14 protein-coding genes, 1 tRNA gene and 1 pseudogene are annotated in these 17331 nt (G+C 65.7%); 5 read left to right on the top strand and 11 right to left on the bottom strand.

All coding sequences use genetic code 11. The features are described from left to right. Positions 1-38: 38 nt before the first annotated feature. Positions 39-1226, top strand: coding sequence for a pyridoxal-phosphate-dependent aminotransferase family protein (locus LAQ58_RS05720; RefSeq protein WP_224449641.1), 1188 nt, complete (start codon positions 39-41; stop codon positions 1224-1226). Positions 1227-1284: 58 nt separating this feature from the next. On the opposite strand, the gene LAQ58_RS05715 is transcribed toward LAQ58_RS05720, so the two are convergent. From LAQ58_RS05715 to LAQ58_RS05700, 4 genes are all read right to left on the bottom strand, one after another. Continuing rightward, complete coding sequence (locus LAQ58_RS05715) at positions 1285-2001, bottom strand: profilin-fold protein (RefSeq protein WP_224449640.1); 717 nt, start codon at positions 1999-2001, stop codon at positions 1285-1287. 78 nt (positions 2002-2079) lie between these two features. Then, positions 2080-2757, bottom strand: a complete 678-nt coding sequence (locus LAQ58_RS05710; protein ID WP_224449639.1) for an SRPBCC family protein — start codon at positions 2755-2757, stop codon at positions 2080-2082. Positions 2758-2947: 190 nt separating this feature from the next. Further along, a complete protein-coding gene (locus LAQ58_RS05705; protein WP_224449638.1) occupies positions 2948-3397 on the bottom strand; it encodes a response regulator in 450 nt (149 codons plus the stop codon). A gap of 180 nt (positions 3398-3577) precedes the next feature. Then, positions 3578-3651 (bottom strand) — tRNA-Lys (locus LAQ58_RS05700). 421 nt (positions 3652-4072) lie between these two features. On the opposite strand from LAQ58_RS05700, the gene LAQ58_RS05695 reads away from it, so the two are divergent. Beyond that, positions 4073-5527 carry a DHH family phosphoesterase gene (locus tag LAQ58_RS05695; protein WP_224449637.1) on the top strand — a complete coding sequence of 485 codons (1455 nt, stop codon included), beginning with the start codon at positions 4073-4075 and terminating at the stop codon, positions 5525-5527. Here LAQ58_RS05695 and LAQ58_RS05690 read toward each other — a convergent pair. After that, on the bottom strand, positions 5524-5814 hold the full coding sequence (locus tag LAQ58_RS05690) for a PRC-barrel domain-containing protein (RefSeq protein WP_224449636.1): 291 nt from the start codon (positions 5812-5814) through the stop codon (positions 5524-5526). The genes LAQ58_RS05695 and LAQ58_RS05690 overlap by 4 nt on opposite strands. Before the next feature lie 285 nt (positions 5815-6099). Here LAQ58_RS05690 and LAQ58_RS05685 point away from each other — a divergent pair. Continuing rightward, positions 6100-7256, top strand: a pseudogene (locus tag LAQ58_RS05685) (multicopper oxidase domain-containing protein). Further along, positions 7253-7975 (top strand): halocyanin domain-containing protein, encoded by a 723-nt coding sequence (locus tag LAQ58_RS05680; protein ID WP_425490690.1) that lies wholly within the window; start codon positions 7253-7255, stop codon positions 7973-7975. The pseudogene LAQ58_RS05685 and the gene LAQ58_RS05680 overlap by 4 nt, the downstream one beginning before the upstream one ends. A gap of 55 nt (positions 7976-8030) precedes the next feature. Here the strand turns inward: LAQ58_RS05680 and LAQ58_RS05675 are convergent, their stop codons facing one another. Together LAQ58_RS05675 and LAQ58_RS05670 are read right to left on the bottom strand one after the other, a co-directional pair. Then, positions 8031-10244, bottom strand: a complete 2214-nt coding sequence (locus LAQ58_RS05675; protein WP_224449635.1) for an LUD domain-containing protein — start codon at positions 10242-10244, stop codon at positions 8031-8033. Then, positions 10241-10738: a LutC/YkgG family protein gene (locus tag LAQ58_RS05670; RefSeq protein ID WP_224449634.1), complete on the bottom strand. Its 498-nt coding sequence runs from the start codon at positions 10736-10738 to the stop codon at positions 10241-10243. The genes LAQ58_RS05675 and LAQ58_RS05670 overlap by 4 nt, the downstream gene beginning before the upstream one ends. Positions 10739-10897: 159 nt before the next feature. Here LAQ58_RS05670 and LAQ58_RS05665 point away from each other — a divergent pair, with 159 nt between their 5' ends. Then, a complete protein-coding gene (locus tag LAQ58_RS05665) occupies positions 10898-14092 on the top strand; it encodes an FAD-binding and (Fe-S)-binding domain-containing protein (RefSeq protein ID WP_224449633.1) in 3195 nt (1064 codons plus the stop codon). Between the two features lie 6 nt (positions 14093-14098). Here LAQ58_RS05665 and LAQ58_RS05660 read toward each other — a convergent pair whose 3' ends face one another. The 4 genes from LAQ58_RS05660 to LAQ58_RS05645 form a co-directional block, all read right to left on the bottom strand. After that, positions 14099-15217, bottom strand: coding sequence for a pyridoxal phosphate-dependent aminotransferase (locus LAQ58_RS05660; RefSeq protein WP_224449632.1), 1119 nt, complete (start codon positions 15215-15217; stop codon positions 14099-14101). A gap of 32 nt (positions 15218-15249) precedes the next feature. Further along, positions 15250-16038: a helix-turn-helix transcriptional regulator gene (locus LAQ58_RS05655; protein WP_224449631.1), complete on the bottom strand. Its 789-nt coding sequence runs from the start codon at positions 16036-16038 to the stop codon at positions 15250-15252. Between the two features lie 290 nt (positions 16039-16328). After that, entirely contained in the window at positions 16329-16760 is a 432-nt protein-coding gene (locus LAQ58_RS05650) for a GIY-YIG nuclease family protein (protein WP_224449630.1), read from the bottom strand. Beyond that, positions 16757-17191, bottom strand: coding sequence for a DCC1-like thiol-disulfide oxidoreductase family protein (locus LAQ58_RS05645; RefSeq protein WP_224449629.1), 435 nt, complete (start codon positions 17189-17191; stop codon positions 16757-16759). Before LAQ58_RS05645 ends, LAQ58_RS05650 begins: the two co-directional genes overlap by 4 nt. Between the last annotated feature and the right edge of the window lie 140 nt (positions 17192-17331).

Raw genomic sequence — 17331 nt, 5'->3', positions numbered from 1 at the left:
CCCATGGATTTTTCTCGCAGTCCGCGGAATCGGGGGGTATGTCGTATGCTCCCGTCGTCGACGAACTGACGCCGCCGCAGCGAACGCTGATGGGTCCGGGACCGAGCGACGTCCATCCCCGAGTGTTGCGGGCGATGAGTACGCCGCTGGTCGGTCACCTCGACCCGTCGTTCATCGAGATAATGAACGAGGTACAGGAACTGCTGCGCTACACGTTCCGGACGGACAACCAGTGGACGATTCCCGTCTCCGGGACGGGATCGGCGTCGATGGAGGCGGCCATCGGCAACCTCGTCGAACCGGGCGACACGATGCTCGTGCCGACGAACGGCTACTTCGGCGGTCGGATGGCGAGCATGGCCGAGCGTGCGGGCGGAGAGGTCGTCGAAGTCGACGCGCCGTGGGGCGAACCGCTCGACCCCGCGGACGTACAGGGCGCCTTCGACGAGCACCAGCCGGACGTATTCGGCTTCGTCCACGCCGAGACGAGCACGGGCGCGCTGCAGCCGAACGTCTCCGAACTGACGAGCATCGCGCACAGCCACGACGCCTACGTCGTCGCCGACACCGTCACGTCGCTCGGCGGCGTCGAGTTCCGCGCCGACGAGTGGGACGTCGACGTGGCCTACTCGGGGCCGCAGAAGTGTCTCTCCTGTCCGCCGGGCGCGAGTCCGCTGACGCTCAACGACCGAGCGATGGACAAAGTGCTCTCGCGGGAGGAAGAACCGCGTTCGTGGTATCTCGACCTTTCGCTGCTCGAGGGCTACTGGGGCGAGGACCGCTCGTACCACCACACCGCGCCCATCACGAACGTCTACGCGCTCCGTGAGGCGCTTCGGCTCGTCGCCGAGGAGGGCATCGAATTGCGGTGGGATCGTCACCTGCGCGTCGCCGGCGCGCTCAAAGCGGGCGTCGAGGCGATGGGACTGGAGATGAACGCCGCCGACGATTACTGGCTGCCGAGCCTCAACGCCGTGCGCGTCCCCGACGGTATCGACGACGGCGCGGTTATCTCGTTTTTGCTCGACCAGTACGACCTCGAAATCGCTAGCGGGCTCGGCGACCTCGAAGGGGAGATATTCCGCATCGGCTGCATGGGTCACTCCGCGAACCCGAAGAACGTCACCTACCTGCTCGCGTCGCTGGCAGACGCCCTCGACGCGCAGGGTGCAGACGTCGCGGGCGACGAGGCGCTCGACGCGGCGGCGGCGCTGCTACGGGAGTAATCGGCTACGGAAGGAGTCGCGAAATCGGTTACGTTCCTCGGAGAAATTCGGCGGGCCGTCAGAGCGAGATCTCCGAGAGGTCGGCCTCCAACTCGGCGACGTGGTCATTGTACGCGTCGACGAACGCGACGAAATCGTCGGCGTTTTCCCGGACATCGGGGGCCGACGGCGGTTCGTACTGCGAGACGAGGTACGTGCCGCTCTGCCCGCCGACGCGGAGGTAGGAGACGCGCGAGTTCTCCCGCTTCAACTCCCACCGCGCACCGTTGACGCGCGCAGAGAACGTCCCGTAGTCGGTGCCGTCGTAGCGGTGGAGTTCGCCCGCGATGGCGTCGGCCACGTCGCGGATGCGCTCGACGATTCGATCCCGCTCGGTGACGACGGAGTCGGTCGTCTCGACCTTCGGAAACTCGCTTTGCACGTCGTCGAGAACGCCGTCGAGCGACCGGACGTACTGGTTGTACGACTCGACGAATGCGTCGTAGTCGGTCATCGCCCGCCGGAGGTCGGTCGGTTCCGGCGGCTGTTTCGTCGAGACGACGTAGACGTCGTCGCCGGAGCGTCCGCTGAACCGGAGATACTCCAGGTCACCTGCTTCGTACTTCAGCGTCCACTCGCCCTCGTCGGTGTTGAACGTCCGCTGGCCGTAGTCGCCACCCTGTAGGAGGGCGAGTTGGCGGGCGATCTGGCCTGCGTGCGAACGGACGGCCTCGACGGTCTCGTCGCGTTCGGTCACGAGGTCGTCAGTGGTGTCGGCGTCGGGGAACTCGGTCACGGTAACCCGGATAGGGAGGTTGTGCGTATAATGTAACCGCTGTGCGTCGGGTCACGAGCGCCGCGTTACGCGACCGGGCTACGAATCGGATGGCGGCGACGAGTACGCTCGTTCCGCGCGCGCTTTGATTCCGAACAGCATCTTCCGCTCCATCAGGAAGTGCGCGGGCTCGTAGAGGAGGTAGTGCGAGAGACGGCCGACGCGGCGGCGAATCGGGGCCGCCCGCGACCGGACCAGAAGGCGCGTCGTCCCCTCGGCGATGGGTTCGAGGACGAACGCCCACGTCCCGCCGTCGAACCCCTGGAGGACGAGGATTCGCTCGGCGTCGAGTTCCCGGACGGTGAGCGTCGTCACCGGCGGTCGAACGAAGTAATCCTCGGGGGCGAGTCGGACAGTGTCGGCCGGCGCGAGACGCTGTTCGTCCGGGAGAATCCGGTCAGCGTTGTGGATGTCGGCTCCGACGAGGTTCTCCAGCCAGTCGTAGCTGTAGAAGCCGGCGCGGCCCTGCCCGAGCTGGACGAGCCACGGCCACACCTCGCTCGGCGGCGCGGCGATAGTCACCGCTCGCGTCGACTCGGCGTGCACATCGTCGAGCAGTTCATCGCCGGGAAGCGGTGCTCGACGTTCGGCCGTCGTCGCACCCCACGACAGGTGCCACGGGCGAATCACGTATCGGTAGACGGCCGTCGCGAACGCGAGTGCGGCGAGCGCGACGGCGCGGCGGAGCGTCGGAAGGCGGCGCGAACTGTCTGTCACGAGGGGTCACCCGTGAGGGAGTCGACGGGTAGCGGCAAAAAGTTTCGAGGGACCGAGATGGAGTGAGCGAACGCGAAGCGCTCACGAACCACAGCGACGGGGGCGACAGATCAGCGACACCGACGCGTTCCGTCTGACCGAGAGCGATATCTGCGGGAAGATACTCGCAGAAAGCATCCTGCGCTTCGCTCTACGTTTGCGAACGGGTGAAGGTCAACCAAAAGCCTTCGACTGACTGGATGAAAGTGATGAAATCCTCGATTTCGACCGGTTTTTGAATGAAGTTGTCGGCGTCGAATCCCTGCGATTTCAGGACCTCCTCGCCCATTTCCGAACTCGTGAGAACGATGACCGGGATTTCGTCTAGTGTCGGTTCGTCGTTCAACTCGGACAGCACTTCTAGACCGCTTGGTCCGAGTGAATGAGGGTCGAGTAGTACGAGATCCGGGAACGGTTCGTCGCTATAGTCGCCGCGCTGATGAAGGAAATCGAGCGCGGAGTCGCTGTCGGAGACAGTGTGAATCTGATTCGAGATAGTAGCCTCCTTGAACGATTCGGTGAAAAGACGGACGTCACCGGGATTTGGTTCGACCAACAGTATCTCGATAGGGTCGACCAACTGTTGGTCTCGCGAAGTCATCGACACGGGGTCTGTGCAACGGAGTAATAAAGACTCTGTTTGGTCGTATCACGGATTTGAACCACGCCTGGACTCGCGTTGCTCGTCCAGTCTAGTCCAAAATCCCTCTCAGGTCGCATTACTCCTCACGAGCGACTCGCACACGCGACGCGGTGCTCGTTAGTTGGTGCGTCGTAGAAGCGGGCCGGGAGGGATTTGAACCCCCGACCGACGGATTAAGAGTCCGTCGCTCTCCCTAACTGAGCTACCGGCCCTCAGTAGCTCATTTCGAGGGTACGCTAAAAGGCGTTTCCTTTCGGAACGGTGACCACGACGCGTGGAAGAGCGAAGCGACAGTCGAATAACGAGTGTCGCGGCGGCGCCGAATCGCCGGAAGACGCCGGGTAGAACTCAGTGTTACCACGACACATATCAGATGGTTTAGCAAGCGTATTGATTAGTACGTCTCTCCACAGTGTAGATGGCGAGCGGGTGTCCGTTCGCTCGCTCTGCGGTGGCCGTGGTGCCGATGTAAGTGTGTGTCATCTCGCCACGGCCGTCGTTACGGAACACCGGTGTGTCAAGGTCGAGGAATTTTCGCGGCCGAACCCGCGTGGTAGCCTCGCGGCCGGAGGAACATCGAGCGGGAAACAAACGGATGCTGTTAAGTGTCGTCCGTGGGTACAGAAGGTACTAATGAGTTCTGAGGTCAGCATCTCTTCGATGTCTACGTACGCTATTTTGGGGTGCGGGAGCGTCGGGCATGCAGTGGCGGACGAACTCGTGGCCGGAGGAAAAGACGTCCTCATACTCGACAAGGACGAGAGTCGGGTCGAAGCCCTCCGCGATCAAGACTTGAACGCACAGAGACAGGACATCCGCGAACCCGAGGTGGCCTCGGCCGTCTCCGACCGAGACGTCATCCTCATCCTCTCCTCGGATGTAGAGGCGAACAAAGCCGCGGTGTCGGCGATTCGCGAACGCGGCGGCGACCAGTTCGTCGTCGTGCGCGCCTCCGACCCCGTCTCCGAGGACGAACTGACCGAACTCGGCGCGGACGTGGTCATCAACCCCTCGACGGTCATCGCCGACTCGGCGCTCCGAACGCTCGAATCGGGCGAGTTGGAGTACAAGGCCCGACAGTTGGCGGACGTGCTCGTGGCGACCGACGGCGAGTTGGCAATTCTGACACACGACAACCCCGACCCCGACTCTATCGCCAGCGCCGCGGCGCTCAAACAGATCGCCGAGGAGTACGGCGTCGACGCCGACATCCTCTACAACGGCGACATCGGCCACCAGGAGAACCGGGCGTTCGTCAACCTCCTCGGTATCGACCTGCTCTCTCGCGACGAGACGAAGCCGCTGTCGGAGTACGCGGCAGTCGCCCTCGTCGACCACATGAAGTCGGGCGCTTTCGACGTTGAGGTTCCCATCGACATCTTCATCGACCACTACGAACCCGACCGCGAGTTCGACGCGACGTTCACCGACGTCAGGCCGAACGTCTCCTCCACCTCGACGATTCTCACGAAGTACATCCAGGAGTTCGACCTCAGCCCCAGCGAGGAAGTCGCCACAGCGCTTCTGTACGGTATCCGCGCGGAGACGCTCGACTTCAAGCGCGATACGACGCCCGCGGACCTGACGGCGGCGGCGTATCTCTACCCGTTCGCGAACCACGACACGCTCGAACAGGTCGAGTCACCGTCGATGTCGCCGGAGACGCTTGACGTGCTCGCCGAGGCCATCCAAAATCGGGAAGTGCAGGGCAGCCACCTCGTCTCGAACGCGGGGTTCATCCGCGACCGCGAAGCGCTCGCGCAGGCAGCCCAGCACCTCCTCAATCTGGAAGGCATCACCACGACAGCCGTCTTCGGTATCGCCGAGAACACCATCTACCTCGCCGCGCGCTCGAAGGACATCCGGATGAACATCGGGAACATCCTGCAGGACGCGTTCAAAGATATCGGCGAGGCCGCCGGTCACTCTACGCAGGCGAGCGTCGAGATCCCGCTCGGCATCTTCACCGGCATCGAGACGAGCGAGGACAACCGGGACACGCTGCTGGCGCTCACCGAGGAGGCAGTACGACGAAAACTGTTTCAGGCGATGGGCGTCGACGGCAGCGAAAGCGGAAACGGCAGTTAGACCGCGATTTCCGTCTCTTCTTCCGGTTGTTTCAGGCGTTCGATAACGTCGTTGATGAGGATGACGTCGCCGACGGCGCGAACCCAGCGGTAGGGGATGAGCACTCCCTTGCCGCGCTGGATGCGACCTTCGAACAGTTCTCGGTTCAGTTCGGCGAGCGCGAGTCCGGTGACGACCTCCTGGTCGAGGTCCAATCGGACGTCTTCGACCTCGCCGACGTACACCCCGTTATTGGAGTAGACCTCTCGGCCGACGAGCGTCGTGATTTCTTGTGGCGTCCCGTCCATGCTCATCCTCATGGAGGCCCGGGTCTTTAATGTTCGTAGAACGTGAGCGTCAGCGTCAGACACCGGATGGACTCCGGTCAGACACGTCCGCAACGGCCCCTCTATCGCGGTTTGCGGTTCGGTGTCGACGTTTCGGCGGTCGTCGCTCGACGCCCGACCGTTCTCGGTCGGCGAGTCTCGGGGTCAGCGGCTTTCGTTCGGATTCCGACGCACCGATCCCGTTCCCAGTTGTTGGGAATCATCGTCCTGGATTATTCTCGAGGCCTCACAATCACCGAGTGTAGCATGACGGGAGAGATAGGCGCACCCGGTAACGGCGTATCGCGACGTGAGTTTCTGGCGGCGACGGGTGGCGCGGGTGCGTTGACGCTCGCCGGTTGTTCGGCCCCAATGAACGACCCCGCGACCGTTAGCGGCAGCGGGGGAGAAACGAACGCCGCCGAGTCATCGCTCCCGTGGACGAGTCCGCCCGAAGTCGTGCAGGTCGACGAACAGAGCGGGAAGGTGACGCTCTCCTCGCAACCGGCGCGGCACGCCGCCCACCCGCTCGACTCGATGGGCATCCCCGTCGAACTGCCGCAGGTGTGGGCGTTCAAAGCCGACGACGGCGAACCGAGCGTCCCCGGACCGATCCTCTGGACGACCGAGGGCAACGACATGGAGGTGACGTTCGACAACACCGAGGGGATGCGGCCTCACACACTGCACTTCCACGGGGTCCAGAAGGTGTGGAAGGACGACGGCGTCCCGACGACGACGGGTATCCTCATCGACCCCGCGAGAAGCACACCTACACCATCCCGGCGAACGTGCCGGGGACCCACCTCTACCACTGCCACTACCAGACGCACCGCCACATCGAGATGGGGATGTACGGCATCTTCCGCGTCGACCCGAAGGGGTACGAACCAGCCGACCGCGAGGTGTTCATGACCGTCAAAGAGTGGGACTCGCGGCTTCCGCGTCAGATGGCCGGCGAGAGCGCGCAGTACGACCCGCGAAACCGTCGCCCGGACGTGTTCACGGTCAACGGCAAGAGCGCCCTCCGGACGTTCCACCCCGAGGACGGGTCGCCCATCATCGTCAGCCGCGGCGACACTGTTCGCGTCCACTGGGTCAACGCGGGCTACATGAACCACCCGCTGCACATCCACAACCACCGCTTCTGCCTCGTCGAGAAGGACGGCGGGCAGATACCGGAGGCCGCGCAGTACGAGCAGGACGTGTCGAACGTCGCGCCCGCCGAGCGACGGACCATCGAGTTCACCGCCGACGCCGAACCGGGCATCTACCTGATGCACTGCCACAAGGTGAACCACGTGATGAACGGCGACTTCTACCCCGGCGGCATGCTGGGTGCCGTCGTCTACGAGGAGGCGATGGACACCGACATCTTCCGGAGTCTCATGGAGTACACCGGCTACGATGGGGCGGAACGATGAGCGTCGACGCACCCCGCGACGTCGAGGCGGGCGCGTCTGTGCCGCGGGCCACCCGACGGACCGTCCTCCGGGGGCTGGCCGTCGGTGCGGGCGTCACTGCCGCCGGAGCGGGGTCGAACCCCGTCGGCGTCGCCGCCGCGTCCAAGCCGGACTACGGCGGCTGGTTCGACGGCGTCGATAACTTCGACGGCACCGTCGACAAGCGCGGAGAGTCGACGGTGACGGTGACCGTCGGTGCGGAGGGCAACGGGGGCGCTTTCGGCTTCGCGCCGGCCGCGGTGCGCGTCGACCCCGGAACGACGGTCGTCTGGAAGTGGAGCGGCGAGGGCGGCGTCCACAACGTCGCCGCCGAGGACAGGAGCTTCGAGAGCGAACTCGTCGGCGACGCGGGTCATACCTTCGAGCAGACGTTCGACGAGGACAGTATCGTCAAGTACGCCTGCGTCCCCCACCAGGCGATGGGGATGAAGGGTGCCGTCGTCGTCGACGGCGGGCCCGGGGGAACATCGTCCGGCAGCGGCGCGTCCGGCGGGTCGTCGCTGATTCCGGAGGGCGACGGACTCTGGTTCGGGGTCCTCGGCGGCAGCCTCGTCGCGGGCGCTCTCTCGCCGACCCTGTTCGGGTTGTTCCTCCTGTTGAGAAGCGAACTCGACGAATCACCGCCGAACGAGGGCGGCGACGACGAGAGCTCGGCGACGTACGGGTTGACCGACGACTGACCCTCGCCAGCCGTCGCGGTCGGTAGCGTCTCGGGGCGAGGACCGTCAGAACGGGTCAGCGCGGCGCGACGAGTTCGATGGTATGTCGCGTCGGTCGCGACAGCAGCGCGTCCAACTGTTCGAGACAGGAGGTACCGGAGGCGACGACGGTTCGGTCCGCCGCGTCCGCGGCCTCGAACTGCTCGCGAATCGGCTCCCCGACGTCCATGCTCAGTTCGTAGTACTCGGATTTGTAGCCGAACGACCCGGCCATCCCACAGCACTCCGTCTCGGAGGTGACCACGTCGTAGCCGAGGTCTTCGAGGACGGCGACGGTGTGCGACTCCAGACCGAGCGTCCGCTGTTGGCAGTGGCTGTGGTAGGCGACGCCCGAGTCGCCCTCGTCGGGCGTCGAGAGGAGGGTCGGTTCGGCCCCCGCGTGGAGCAACCCGTAAACGTACTCCATCACCTCGTAGCTCTGCATATCGAGTCGCTCGAACGACTTCGGCGCGAGGAACTTCTCGTACTCCCAGCGGAACATCGCGAGGTCGGAGGGCTCAACGACGACGACGTCCCGGTCAGCGTCGAGGTGTTCGGCCAGGGCCGAGTACACGTCGTGGGCGTGCCGCTCGGCGGTCGAAATCATCCCCTGCGAGAGCGGCGCGCGGCCGCTCGACGGCACGTCGGGCACGACGACGTGGACGCCGAGCGCTTCGAGCGTCTGCACCGCCGCCTTCCCGCGCTCGACCTGCACGTGGTTCGTGTAGAGGTCGGGGTAGACGACGGCTTCCCGCCTCGCCTTCGCGGGCGGCACCTGCGATCCGCCGCGCTTTTCGAACCAGACGCGGAACGTCTCGCGTTCGAACGAGGGGAGGTCGCGCCGGGGGTCGACGCCGACCGTCTCGGCCATGAGTCGGCGCGCGGGGCGCGTCTTCGCGACCCAGTTCGAGACGGGCGCCGTCGCACTCCCGAGTTTCGCCACCGTCGAGAAGTTGCCGAAGAAGCGCTTGCCGAGGTCCAGACCCCCAGGTTCCTCGTCGGGGATGAGTCCTTCGACGAGGAAGTCGAGTTTTCCTCCTTCTCCTCGGTTGATGCGGTCTCTGACGACCGTGTTTATCCACGGAATATCTATCTTCACCGGACAGGCGTTCACGCAGCGCGAACAGCCGGTACAGAGGTCGTTGAACTCGGCGGCCACGTCCAGCCCCTCGATGCCGGCCTCCCACCCGGTGGCAATGCCGCCGGAGTACGTCTCGCCGCCGAAGGCGTGCCCGCCGACGCTCTGGAAGTTGCCGCAGGAGTTCGCGCACGCCGAACAGCGGATGCAGTAGAGCGTCTCCTTCAACTGGTCGTCCTCGCGCATCGCCATCCGCCCGTTGTCGACGAGCACGAGGTGGAACTCCCGGTCTACGTCGCCGTCGGTCATCGGGACGTCCGGTGCGTCGAACTCGACGGTCGGCGAGTCGACCGGCGGCGTGAAAAGCGAGATGTACGAGGTGATGTCCTGTCCGGTGCCGGAGCGCCCGATGAGTTCGACGAACGGCTGGAAGTCGCTGACCGAGGGGACGATCTTCTCGACGCCCGCGACGGCGACGTGCGTGTCGGGGACGACAACGGATTTTCTCGCGTTGCCTTCGCTCGTGACGAGCATGAGCGTCCCGGAGTCGGCGGCGATGAAGTTCGCGCCGGTCATCCCCACGTCGGCGTCGGCGATGCGCTCGCCCAGTTTCTCGCGGGCGAACATCGTCAGTTCCACGGCGGTTTCGAGCGGTTCGTCGAGGTCGAACGTCGCCTCGAACAGGTCGGCGATACCCTCGCGTGATTTGTGGATGGCGGGCGCGACGATGTGCGACGGCGCTTCGTCGGCCAGTTGGAGCACCCACTCGCCGAGGTCGGTCTCGACTACGTCGACTCCCGCCGACTGGAGTTCGTCGTTGACCTCCAGTTCCTCGGTGGTCATCGACTTGCTCTTGACGACGGTTTCGGCGTCCTCGCCCTCGACCACCTCGCGAACGTACCGGTTGGCGTCGGCTGCGTCGGCGGCGACGTAGAGTGTGCCGCCGTTGGCTTCGACCGACTCCCGAAGTTGGTCGACGAGTTCGGGCAGTCGGTCGATGGCGTCCTTCTTGATGGCGCGGGCGCTGTCTTTCAGTTCCTCGTAGTCGTCGAGTCTCGCGACCGACTCGTAGCGACCGGCGTTGAACCCGCGGGTGCCCTCGGCGACGGCGTCGCCCTCGGTGGCGAGGAAGTGACGAATCCTCGCCGCCTTCTCGTCGCGCGTCGAACTCATTCGACGACCACCACCCAGACCTCCTTCGGTCCGTGCGCGCCCTTCACGAGCGCGCCCATGTCGGCGGTCGCGCTCGGTCCCGTGGCGATGATGGCGCTGTCGCCCGCGGCAGTCCACTCGGCGAGTCGCTCGAACGCCTCGGACATGCCGGGGACCACGTCCTCGGCGCGGACGACGGCGACGTGGCGGTCGCAGAACAGACTCACCTGCTCGGTGGGGTCCGGCGTCGCGCGAATCACGACGCTGCCGTAATCGGCGATAGCCAACTCCGCGGCCGTGACGCCCGTCTTCGCACGCTTTAGGTCGGCGGGCGTCGGGTCGGTCGGAATCCAGTCGGGCAGCGAGCAGTTCTCGAACGGCAGCGGTGCACCGACGACTGGGTCGAGGGTCGCCGACCCGAGCGCGTCGTCCAGCGCGTCGGCGCTCGTTCGGGCCACCCCTACGTCGAGGCGTCCGAGTGATCGCTCGAACGCCGAAACCGTTCCTGAACTCATGTCACCACGTAGCGTGGGGCGCACCATTGTGTTTCCGGTTGTAGAAACCTGAAACGAACCGGGCAGAGTGCGAGGAATCTGCGGGGGAGGCGGACGACTCCGGGAGTCGACGCCGTCGCGTCCGGACGTTTATAGTTCGATACCACACAACACATACCAATGGCATCTCACTCTTCGCCTCCCGCGTCCGCGGATTCGTCGACGGACGCAGACCCCTCGACGGACGCCGCCGCGAACTACGACTACCGGAGCGACGACGTCGCCAGACCGGGCGTCGTCCGCGACCTCGAATCGCGCATCGACGGCGACGTCCGCTTCGACAGTTACACCCGACAACTGTACGCGACGGACGCCTCCGCCTACGAGGTGACCCCCGTCGGCGTCGTCTTTCCTACCTCTACGGCCGACGTGGCGGCGGTCGTCCGCTACTGCGCGCAACGGCAGATCCCCGTCCTCCCGCGCGGCGGCGGCACGAGTCTCGCCGGACAGACGGTCAACGAGGCGGTCGTCCTCGACTTTTCGCGCTATATGGACGGCGTCGTCGACGTCGACCCCGGTGAAAGAAGAGCGACGGCGCAGGCCGGTGCGATACTCGGCGAACTCAACGAGGAACTCGCCCCGCACGGCCTGAAGTTCGCGCCCGACCCGGCGTGGGGCGACCGCAGCGCCATCGGCGGCGCTATCGGCAACAACTCGACGGGGTCGCACTCACTGAAGTACGGGAAGACCGACTACTACGTCGAGGAAGTCGAGGCCGTCCTCGCCGACGGCACCGTGACGAGGTTTGGCGACATCGCAGTCGACGAACTCCGCGAGAAGGCCGACCCCGACGCGGAGGCGTGGGGCGACGACGGACCCGACAGCGACCTCCTGCCGCGCATCTACGCCGAAGTCGTCCGCATCCTCGACGAGGAGACCGAAGAAATCGACGCCCGCTACCCGGAGCTGAAGCGCAACGTCTCGGGCTACAACCTCGACATGCTCGTCGACGAGGCGCGCGGCGAACGTCGCACGCCGGACAACTCGGAAATCGACCCCGACAGCGAACCTAGCGTCGTCAACCTCGCACGCCTGCTCGCCGGGAGCGAGGGGACGCTCGCCGTCGTCACCGAGGCGACCGTCTCGCTCGAACCCGTCCCGAACACGAAGTCGGTCGCGCTGTTGACGTACGAGAGCGTCGTCGACGCTATGGAGGACGTCGCACCCATCCTTGAACACGGTCCCGCCGCCGTCGAGGTGATGGACGACGTGTTGCTCTCTTTGGCCCGCGACACCGCCGAGTTCGCCGACGTGGTCGGCTTGCTCCCCGAGGGAACCGACTCGGTGCTGCTCGTCGAGTTCTACGCCGAGAACGACGACCACGGCCGCCAGCAGGTCGCAGACCTCGTCGCCGACCGCGTGAGCAAAGACGTGTCGGCGGCCGACCCGACGCCGGGCGCAGCCGAAAAGAGCGACAAGGAACGCTACGCGGTCACGGCGATGGAAGCGCACGACGACGAGACGATAGCGAAGTTCTGGAAGATGCGCAAATCCGGGCTTCCCATCCTGCTGTCGCGCACGTCGGACGCGAAACACATCGCCTACATCGAGGACACCGCGATTCCGGCCGAGAACCTGCCCGCGTACGTCGCCGACTTCCAGGAGATTCTCGACGACCACGAGACGTTCGCCAGCTACTACGCCCACGCCGGGCCGGGCGTGCTGCACATCCGCCCGCTGACGAACACCAAAACCATAGAGGGCGTCGCGGAGATGGAGGCGATCGCCGACGCGGCGACGGATCTCGTCGTCGAGTACGGCGGGTCGGTGTCGGGTGAACACGGCGACGGGCGCGCGCGGACCCAGTGGAACCGCAAGCTGTATGGCGACCACCTGTGGCAGGTGTTCCGCGACCTGAAGACGGCGTACGACCCCGACTGGATTCTGAACCCCGGAAACGTCTGCGGGGACGTCGACATGACGGAGAACCTCCGGTTTTCGCCGGAGTACGAGTTCGACGCTGGACTGGAGCCGACGCTGAGCTGGGAGAACGAGAACGGCTTTCAGGGGATGGTCGAACTCTGCCACGGCTGCGGCGGCTGTCGCGGCGGGCAGTCCACGGTGGGAGGAGTGATGTGTCCAACCTACCGCGCGGCCGACGAGGAGAGTCTGTCGACGCGGGGCCGCGCGAACATGCTCCGGCAGGCGATGAGCGGCGATTTGAGCGAAGACGAGCAGTTCGACGTGGAGTTCATGCACGAGGTGATGGACCTCTGTATCGGCTGCAAGGGCTGCGCGCGCGACTGTCCGAGCGAGGTGGACATGGCGAAGCTGAAAGCCGAAGTGACTCACGAGTACCACCAGCGCCACGGCGCGAGCCTCCGCGACCGCATGTTCGCCAACATCGACCGGCTCTCGTCGCTCGGGTCGCGCTTCGCACCGTTCTCGAACTGGGCGACGAAAGTACCCGGCGCGCGGACACTGCTGGAGAAGACGGTCGGTATCGCGAGCGAGCGAACGCTGCCGACGTTCTACGCCCAACCGTTCGCGGCGTGGTTCGAGAGTCGCGGCGGGTCGCGCGTCCCTGAGTCGCAGGCGACCCGCAAGGCGCTGTTACTGCCGGACACGTACACGAACTTCAACCACCCCGAGGCGGGGAAGGCGGCCGTCAGGGTGTTGGAAGCCGCCGGCGTCCACGTGGACGTGCCCGGCAACGTCGTCGACAGCGGTCGCCCGGCGTTCTCGAAGGGCTTTCTGAGCAAAGCGTACGATACCGCCGAGTCGAACGTCGAGACGCTCGCCCCGCGGGTCCGAGACGGCTGGGACGTCGTTGTCGTCGAACCCTCCGACGCGGTGATGTTCCAGTCAGACTACCTCGACCTGCTCGGGGAGGAGCCCGCCACGGTGACGGAGCCGACGAAGGCCGAAGAGCGAAGCCCCGGCGAGACGCTCGACACCGACGTGGGCGTCGTCGCCGCCGGGACGTACGGGATACTGGAGTACGTCGACACGTTCCGCCTCGACGAGGAGATCTCCTTCGCCGAGCGCAAGCACCGCGAGTTCCTCACCTACCACGGTCACTGCCACCAGAAGGCGACGAAGAAAGACCACCACGCCGTCGGTGTGCTCCGACGGGCAGGCTACGACGTCGAAGCGCTCGACTCCGGCTGCTGCGGGATGGCCGGGTCGTTCGGCTACGAGGCCGAGCACCATTCGATGAGCGAGGCCATCGGCGGGATTCTGGCCGAACAGGTCGAACACGCGGGCGGGACTGTCGTCGCGCCGGGTGCCTCCTGTCGGACGCAACTCGGCGACGTGGCGACCGACGAAGAACCGCCGCACCCCGTCGAGAAACTCGCGACGGCGCTGGACTGAGCCGAGTCAGTGTTCGTCCAGCACCGCTCCGAACGCGTCGAGTCCCGCGTCAACTTCGTCGGGTGCGCGGCCGAGCGACAGCCGGAACGACGACGCGTCGTCGAAGAATCGCCCCGGAACGACCAAGACGCCTTCTTCCCACGCCGCTTCGGAGACGGCGTCGCCGTCGGCCGACTCGTGAGAGAGGAACGCGTAGCTACAGCCGTCGTGGACCTCGCCCGAGAGGTCCGAGCGACCCTTGACGAACGCGGCGAGAAGGTCGTAGTTGGTCGCGAGGAGGTCGCGCGAGCGCGCCGTGAGTTCGGCCTCGTGGTGGAGTGCCCGCCGCGCCAGCGCCGTACTCGGCTCTGCGAGACAGGGGACGTGGGTGACGACGCGCCGGGCGCGTTCGACGAACGCCGGCGGACCGACGAGCCACCCGGCTTTGAGTCCGCCGAGTCCGTAGAACTTCGTGAGCGACCCGGTGACGACGGCGTTCGGCAGCCCCGTCGCCGTGACGCCGCCGAACGGTCGCGGAGCGTCTCCGTCGTCCGCAGTCGCATCCGAGTTCGAGACGAACGGGGCATACACCTCGTCGACGAGGAGGTACGCGCCGGCGTCGGCAGTCCGCTCTGCGAGCGATGCGAGCGTGTCCCGCGTCGCGAATCGACCGCTCGGATTGTGGCGGTTCGTCACCGTCACCAGCGACAACTCGTCGGTGAAGGCGTTCGCCGCACGCTCGGGGAGGAGTCCGTAGTTCTCCTTGAAGGGGCGTCGGAACCGCTCGACGCGCGCGCCGAACGCCTGCGGAGTTCGGACGAGCGGTTGGTAGCCGGGCGCTTCGACGAGAACGTCAGGCGTCGTCTCCGCTCGCTCGGTAGCGATGTCGAGGGCGGTGGCCGCCACGACTAGATTCGCGTGAGTTGCACCGGCAGTGACGAGAATTTGGTTCGAAGAGACGTCGTAGAGATCTGCAATCTGTGCTTCGAGCGTCGTCTCTGTCGGCGGGTCGTTGCGCCCCGAGAGCGCCGGTGGGACCACTTCCGGCGACGGCGACGCCCGTCGAAGGTCGCTCGAGCCGAGGTCGTAGTCGGCGGCCGCTGGGCGTCCGGCGATCCACTCGAGATAGGGTAACCGTGGAAACATCTGCGCGCACCTACGCGAGGCAGTAAAAAGAGCTACTGGTCGGAGAGCATCGGTAACGGCGTGGCGTCGCTCCACCACTCCTCGAACACCGTTTCGGCCCACTCGACCGCTTCGGGGTCGTCGTTGCCGATGAACGCGTACGCGCCGGTGTCTCCGTAGAGGAGGAGGCTGATTTCGGGACCCGTCGGCGTCTCGGCGCAGACGAGACTGTACGGCGGTTCGCTCTGTGTCTCGCGTACGTCGAGGCGGCCGGTCGAGAGGGCTTCTCGGAGTTCGTCCTGATAGACGCCGAGTATCCGTTCGATGACGGCCGTCGAGAGCGCGATCTCGGCGGTCAGATCGCCGTCGACGAGACGGTCGTGGTAGATCTGAACCTGCTGTGGGAGCACAGCCGGGGCGAGCGTGCGGACGGCATCGGCGCGCGCGACGAGATCACCGTGCCGCGTGACTGGCTGGTGCGGGGAGTGTTTCTCGGCGTAGACGATGTCGGCACCGTCGAGAACCCGCGCGTCGAACTCGGTCGTCGGATTCAAGATGTCGAGCGCGTCGAGGGAGTCGACGATACCGTCGAGACGCGACGTGAAACGGTCGTACTCCGCGAGGACGAGTTGGCCCGCGAGTGTCCGGCGGTAGCCGTCGTCGATGCGTTCGACCAACCCGTGGCCTTCGAGTTCGCGTACGCCACGGTCGACGGTCGACCTCGAAACCGAGAGTTCCTTTACGAGTCGGCATTTTCGGGTCCCGTTGTCGTCGAGCGCGCGGAGGACGTTACCGCGCCGAGCGACAGCGGCCATCATCTCGGAGGGACCCAACTGGCTCATTCAGGTAGTGTAGCCGAGACGACGAGTAAAAGCGTTCGGATGCGATACATGGTATATAAAATAGCGACGTGTTTATATATTTGTTGTCGAGGGTTGCTGAGAATCCACGATAGGTGATGTAAAGACACCCCCAGTCGTAGTTTCGGATGCCGGGGTGCCTCTGACAACCGGCATTTCGTCGGCCGTCGCCCTTGCCCGGAACGACGGCCGTCGAAGGGAGAGCATTCGGCCGGCGGGCGGCTCTGCCCGGACCGCCCGCCAGCCACGGTCTCTCCCGATGTCTCATCGATTTACTCCTTCGAGCCGCCGGCCCGTTCGTGCGCTCGTATCGCCGCCCGCCGAGCGTCGTCGACGGTGGGCCAGTGGGCGAGATGCGACAGACACCCGCAGTCGGACGACCCGAAACCGGGGACCGGACCGTCGCTGAGCGCCCGCGAGACGACGCACTCGACGTCCTCGCCGGGAGTCGTGACCACGTCGCGAATCGACGCCGCCGAATGTCCGAGCAGGTAGTCAACGTGCCAGTGACGAACGACTCGTTCGCCCGCGTCGAGCGACACCGGGAAGTCGCCGCGGGCGAACCCGCCGGACCCGAGCGCGCTGCCGGTGTACGCGTAGCCGCCGGCGAACAGATCGACCGATCCGAGCGCGCCGACGGTCAGCCGTGTATCGTCTTTCAGTTTCACGACCAGCGTGTACGTGCCGCCGTCGGCGGCGGTCACGGGCTCTCAAACCCGTCTGGTCGTTCGGCCGACGCGGCGACGAGCGCGTCGAACCGCTCGCGGGCCGCGTCGGTCAGCGGGTACACATCGTGAACGTCGTCGGGGTCGCGCGCTCGGCCGCTGGCCGCGCCGACGACGGCGGCGATGCGGTCGTAGTTGTCGCGGACGAGCGACCCGACAATGCCGGGCGTCCCCGCTCTGTCGGCGAGTTCTTCGGCGGCGGCGCGACCGGCGTAGACGCGGTTCCGGCGGGCGTCGACGAGCACCATCGCGAACGGCGTCTCGCCGAACTGCGCCGTCAACGCCTCTTGGGCGGCGTCGTTGTACCACGAGATCGCGCCGATGTCGTCGAGCGTTCGTAGCGCGCGGGCGGCGACGGAGCAGTACGGACACTCGCCGTCGAAGATGAGCACCGCGTCGTAGTCGGCCATACTCGTCGGTTGGAACCATCGGGACAAAAATCCCGCTAGCGCCGAAATCGGCGAGGCGATCCGGGCGCGAAACAGCGCGTAGAGCACCGAACAGAGACGGCAACGTGAGGATCGTCTCCCGACGACCGCAACCGTTAGGC

The organism is Haloprofundus salilacus, assembly GCF_020150815.1.
GTDB classification, from domain to species: domain Archaea; phylum Halobacteriota; class Halobacteria; order Halobacteriales; family Haloferacaceae; genus Haloprofundus; species Haloprofundus salilacus.
Note: the sequence above shows the minus strand (reverse complement) of the source record. Positions and strands in the feature narration are given on the sequence as shown.